The sequence below is a fragment of the Kineococcus siccus genome (assembly GCF_009906795.1).
Taxonomy (GTDB): domain Bacteria; phylum Actinomycetota; class Actinomycetes; order Actinomycetales; family Kineococcaceae; genus Kineococcus; species Kineococcus siccus.
In genome coordinates, this window is the sequence record NZ_JAAALN010000250.1 from 1 (window position 1) to 5429 (window position 5429).

The following is a 5429-nucleotide window of genomic DNA, read 5'->3' on the forward strand; positions in this document are numbered from 1 at the left end:
ACCCCCCACCGGGAGCGGGTGGCCGTCACAGCCGGCGGGTGAACAGGACCAGGTCGTCGCCGTCGGTCCAGTAGTCGGGCACGCGCGTGTGCTCGGCGTAGCCCAGCCCGCGGTAGAAGGCCCGGGACCGGTCGTACTGCGGCGTGCCCGAGGTCCGCACGACGACGAGCCGCTGGCCGCGTTCCCGCAGGTCCTGCTCGAGGTGGCGCACGAGGGCGGCACCGCGGCCCCCGCCCTGCAGGTCCGGGCGCACCGCGATCATCGTGAGGTCGAAGGCCCGCTCCGACCCCTCCTCGGGACGGTAGAACAGCACCGAGGCCAGTCCCGCGCCGTCGTCGGCGTCCTCGACCAGGCAGGTGCCGCCGTCGCCGTCGGGCAGCAGGGCCTCGTGGAGGAAGCCCGCCTCCTCGCGGGAGAACATGCCCGCGGCGACGACGAGGTCGACGACCTGCGGGGTGTCGGCGGGGGTGACGGTGCGCAGCACGGGCTCTCCTGGCGGACGGGAGCGTGGCCCGCTCCGGCAACTGACGATCACACCCGCACCGGGCCCTCGTCCACCGGGTTGCCGCGCCGACGGCGGGCGCGCGCCTCGAGCCGCGGGGTCGTTCACCGGGAGGACCCCCGATCGTGGCCGGGCGCTCGCCCGCCGTTGTCCCGCGGCGGCGGTCGCGCTGGGAGCCTGTGCGCCAGCAGGCCCGCGCCCGCCCCCCACCGGGGGCCGCGCCGGGCGAGCGCACCCACGAGAGGTAGACACGTGACGAACGAACGACGCCCCCGGGACGAGGGCCTGGCCGAGGGCCACGACGAGACCGGCCGCCGGGGCTTCTCCCGCCGCGGGGTCCTGGGGACGGGCCTCGGGGGCCTGGCCACCGCCGTCGTCTGGGGCTCGGGTCTGCGGTCCGCCGCCGCGGCGCCCCCGGTCACCGCGCCGGCCGTCAGCGTCCTGAACCACCGCGACCCGCACGCCTTCACGGGGCGGCGCACGCTCGCGGCCGCGACGACGACCACCACGACCGCGGTGCGGATCCTCCCGATCGCCCGCGCCAAGTTCCAGGCCGGGTCGCGCTTCGACCTGCGCATCGAGGCCACGGGCGTCGACCCCGAGACCACGCGCATCCTGCTGCGGGTCGCCGGCAAGGGGGGGCCGGTGCCGCTGCTGAGCCCCTCGCCGCTGCGCACGAGCACCACCGCGACGAGCGTCGAGGTCACCTACCCGGGCCTGGCGTACCCCGAGGCCGGCACGTTCACCGTCTCCGCCGAGGTGAGCTCCTCCCGCGGCAGCGCGCAGGCCTCCGTCCAGCACGAGGTCGTCGTCGCGCGGGCCAGGGGCAGGAAGGCCCGCAACGTCATCTTCTTCCTCGGCGACGGCATGGGCCAGGCCGCGATCACGGGTGCGCGGATCCTCTCCAAGGGCATCACCGAGGGCAAGTACGACGGCCTGCTCGAGATGGACCGGATGGAGCACCGCGCGATCGTCACGACGTCGGGTTCGGACTCGATCGCCACCGACTCGGCGAACTCCATGTCCGCCTACATGACCGGGCACAAGTCCGCCGTGAACGCGCTGGGCGTCTACGCGGGCAACGACCCGGACCCGACCAAGCACCCGCACGTCGAGACGATGGCGGAGATCCTCAAGCGGTCGGCCGGCATGGCCATCGGCATCGTGACGACGGCCGAGATCCAGGACGCGACGCCCGCGGCGGTCTTCGCCCACACCCGGCTGCGCTCCTCCTACGTCGACATCATGGACCAGGCGCTGCGCCCGGAGCAGCAGGCCGACGTCATCCTCGGCGGGGGCCGCGCGACGCTGCTGCCGCAGTCGGTCGAGGGTTCCCGCCGCACGGACGACCGCGACCTCGTCGCGGAGTTCAAGGCCCAGGGCTTCGAGTACGCCGGGACGCGCGCGGAGCTGCAGGCCGTGCTGGCCAAGGGCACGCCGGAGAAGCTGCTGGGCACCTTCACCAACGGCAACCTCAACGTGTACCTGGACCGCCAGGTGACCCCGAACCCCGCGGTCCTCGGCGACTTCCCCGACCAGCCCGGGCTGGTCGAGATGACGCAGGCCGCGCTCACGGTCCTCGAGGCCAAGGACGAGCCGTTCTTCCTCATGGTCGAGGGCGCCTCGATCGACAAGTCCGAGCACCCGCTCGACGGCCCGCGCGCCCTGTACGACACCATCGAGCTCGACCAGGCCGTCGGTGCGGCGAAGAAGTGGGCCGAGGGGCGCACCGACACGCTCATCGTCGTCACGGCCGACCACAACCACGCCATGAGCATCGCGGGCACGCACGACCGCCGGAAGGCGGACGACCCCGCCCGCCAGGCCAACGGCGTGTACGCCGACGCCGGGTTCCCGACGTACGTCGACAGCAACGGCGACGGGTTCCCCGACGACCCGAACCCGGACGTGCAGCTGTTCTTCGGCTGGTCCAACCACCCGGACCACGCCGACGACTTCGAGCACAACGCGGTCCTCGCGCAGCCGGCGCTCGAGGACGAGACCACGGGTCTCGCCGTCGTGAACCCCGAGCGCGACCCCGGCTCGGTCGTCCAGATCGGCAACCTGCCGCTGGACGAGACGAACTGCGTGCACACGGTGGAGGACGTGGCCCTCGTGGCGTCCGGTCCGGGCGCCGCCGGCTTCAGCGGCGTGCTCGACAACACCCAGGTGTTCCACGCGATCATGGACGCGATCGGGCTGCGCGTGCCGCAGTTCCGCACGTCCGGCGTCGCGCAGATGGACCTCACGGCTCTCGAGGGGCAGCAGGCCACCCCGGCCGCCGCCGCCTCGGTCCCCGCCTGACCACGGGGACGAGCACCTGACGACCAGCGACTGACGACGTGCCCGGGAGCGGACCACCGCCCCGGGCACGTCCACGTCCCGGGCACGTCCAGGTCCCGGTCCACGTCGAGGGGCACGAGGACCAGGTCGGTCGGCTCCCGGGCTCAGGACCAGGGCCCTGCGCGCCGATGGGACCGGGGTGAACGCTCTGATGACGCCCCTGGACGCGCCGGTGACCTACCGCCTGGTCACGCGCAGCGACTTCGACGGACTGGTGTGCGCCGTCCTGCTGCGCCAGCTCGGTCTCGTCGACGAGATCTCGTTCGTGCACCCCAAGGACGTGCAGGACGGTGCGGTCGAGATCACCGACCGGGACATCCTGACGAACCTGCCGTACGCGCCCGCGGCCCACCTGGTGTTCGACCACCACCACTCCGAGACCCTGCGCACGGGCGGGACGGCGGCGAACCACGTCATCGTGGGCGACGCCCCGTCGGCCGCGCGCGTCGTGTTCGACCACTACGGCGGGGCCGCGGCGTTCCCGCGGATCTCCGACGAGCTCATGCGCGCCGTGGACCAGGCGGACTCCGCGGCCTACGACGTCGCCGAGGTGCTCGAGCCCACGGGCTGGACGCTGCTGAACTTCCTCATGGACAGCCGCACGGGCCTCGGCCGCTTCCGCGACTTCCGCATCTCGAACTACCAGCTGATGATGCAGCTGATCGAGGCCTGCAGCGAGCACCAGGACGCCGAGGAGATCCTCGCCCTGCCCGACGTGGCCGAGCGCGTCGAGCTCTACCGGGCCCAGGCGGAGCTGTTCCGCGCCCAGCTCCAGCGCGTGACCACCCTGCACGGCGACGTCGCCGTCCTGGACCTGCGCGAGGAGGAGGTCATCCACGCCGGCAACCGGTTCCTCGTCTACGCCCTGTTCCCGCAGGCTCGGGTCTCCGTGCACGTGCTGTGGGGCAAGGGCAAGCAGAACACCGTGCTGGCCATCGGGAAGTCGATCGTCGACCGCACCTCCCCCGTCGACGTGGGCGCCGTGTGCCTCGGCTACGGCGGCGGCGGGCACCTCGCGGCCGGCACCTGCCAGGTCCCGCACGAGCAGGCCGAGGAGACGCTGAGCGTCGTGGTGGCGGCGCTGCGCTCGCCGCGCTGACGGCACGCGGGTCGCGTCGGGCGCGACGGGCGGGCGACGCCAACGTCCGCGTCGGTGTTCGTTGTCCACTGATGTGGACGTGTGGCAGGATGCTGGCACGTAGCCTCCTGCCGACGACGAAGGACGCCATGACCGCCACCGTCCCGACCGCGCACCCCGCCTCGCCCGCCGCTCCGCCGGGCACACCGTCCCCGGCCCCGCGGTGCCGGATCACGGGGGTCACCGTGACCCCGGTGGCGTTCCGCGACCCGCCGCTGCTGAACAACGTGGGGGTGCACGAGCCGTTCGCCCTGCGCACGGTCCTCGAGGTGGTGACCGAGGACGGCGTCACCGGGCTCGGCGAGACCTACGGGGACGCCCTGCACCTGGAGCGGGTGCGCCGCGCCGCGCCGCTCCTCGCGGGCGTCGACGTGTTCGACCTGCACGCCGTGGCCCGCGCCGTGCGGGAGTCGCTCGGTGGCCACCCCGACGGCGGCGACCAGGGCATGGGCGGGCAGGTCACCGGCTCCGGCACCGAGAACCGCGTGCTGGCCGCGTTCGAGGTCGCGTGCCTGGACGTGCAGGGCAAGCTCCTCGGGCGCCCCGTCAGCGACCTGCTGGGCGGTGCGGTGCGCGAGGAGGTCGCCTACAGCGCCTACCTGTTCTACAAGTGGGCCGCCCACCCCGGGCAGGACGACGACGGCTGGGGCGCGGCGCTCGACCCCGCCGGCGTCGTCGCGCAGGCCCGCCGCATGGTCGACGAGTTCGGGTTCACCGCCATCAAGCTCAAGGGGGGCGTCGTCGCCCCCGAGGAGGAGGTCGAGGCGATCCGCGCCCTGCGCGCGGAGTTCCCCGACCACCCGCTGCGCCTGGACCCCAACGGCGCCTGGACGGTGCCCACCTCGATCTCCGTGGGCCGCGCGCTCGACGGCGTCCTGGAGTACCTCGAGGACCCCACGCCCGGCCTGGAGGGCATGGCCGCGGTCGCCCGCGAGGTCCCCCAGCCGCTCGCGACCAACATGTGCGTCGTGGCGTTCGAGCACCTCAAGCCGGCCGTGCTGACCGATGCGGTGCAGGTCGTCCTCTCCGACCACCACTTCTGGGGCGGTCTGCGGCGTTCGCAGGACCTGGGGCGGATCTGCGAGACCTTCGGGATGGGGCTGTCCATGCACTCCAACTCCCACCTCGGGATCAGCCTGGCCGCGATGACCCACCTGGCGGCGGCCACGCCGAACCTCGACTACGCGTGCGACACCCACTGGCCGTGGAAGTCGCCCGACGAGGACGTCGTGGTGCCCGGTGCGCTGCGCTTCGCCGGCGGCTCGGTGCGGGTGCCGACGACGCCCGGGCTGGGGGTCGAGCTGGACCGCGACGCGCTGGCCCGCCTGCACGAGCAGTACCTGGCCTGCGGGGTCCGCACGCGCGACGACACGGGCTACATGCGACGGTTCGAACCCGGTTTCACCGTCCGCTCGGGCCGCTGGTGACCCGCCGCGCGTGCCCGCC

At 73.6% G+C, this 5429-nt stretch carries 4 protein-coding genes; 3 read left to right on the top strand and 1 reads right to left on the bottom strand.

All coding sequences use genetic code 11. The annotated features are described in order from the left end of the window. Positions 1-25: 25 nt before the first annotated feature. Complete coding sequence (locus tag GTR02_RS19275; RefSeq protein WP_166609103.1) at positions 26-484, bottom strand: GNAT family N-acetyltransferase; 459 nt, start codon at positions 482-484, stop codon at positions 26-28. Positions 485-754: 270 nt separating this feature from the next. Here GTR02_RS19275 and GTR02_RS19280 point away from each other — a divergent pair, with 270 nt between their 5' ends. From GTR02_RS19280 to GTR02_RS19290, 3 genes are all read left to right on the top strand, one after another. Beyond that, positions 755-2806 (top strand): alkaline phosphatase, encoded by a 2052-nt coding sequence (locus tag GTR02_RS19280; protein ID WP_166609104.1) that lies wholly within the window; start codon positions 755-757, stop codon positions 2804-2806. Between the two features lie 190 nt (positions 2807-2996). After that, entirely contained in the window at positions 2997-3944 is a 948-nt protein-coding gene (locus GTR02_RS19285) for an exopolyphosphatase (protein WP_166609105.1), read from the top strand. Positions 3945-4033: 89 nt separating this feature from the next. Further along, complete coding sequence (locus tag GTR02_RS19290) at positions 4034-5410, top strand: glucarate dehydratase family protein (RefSeq protein WP_240896047.1); 1377 nt, start codon at positions 4034-4036, stop codon at positions 5408-5410. Positions 5411-5429 lie beyond the last annotated feature (19 nt).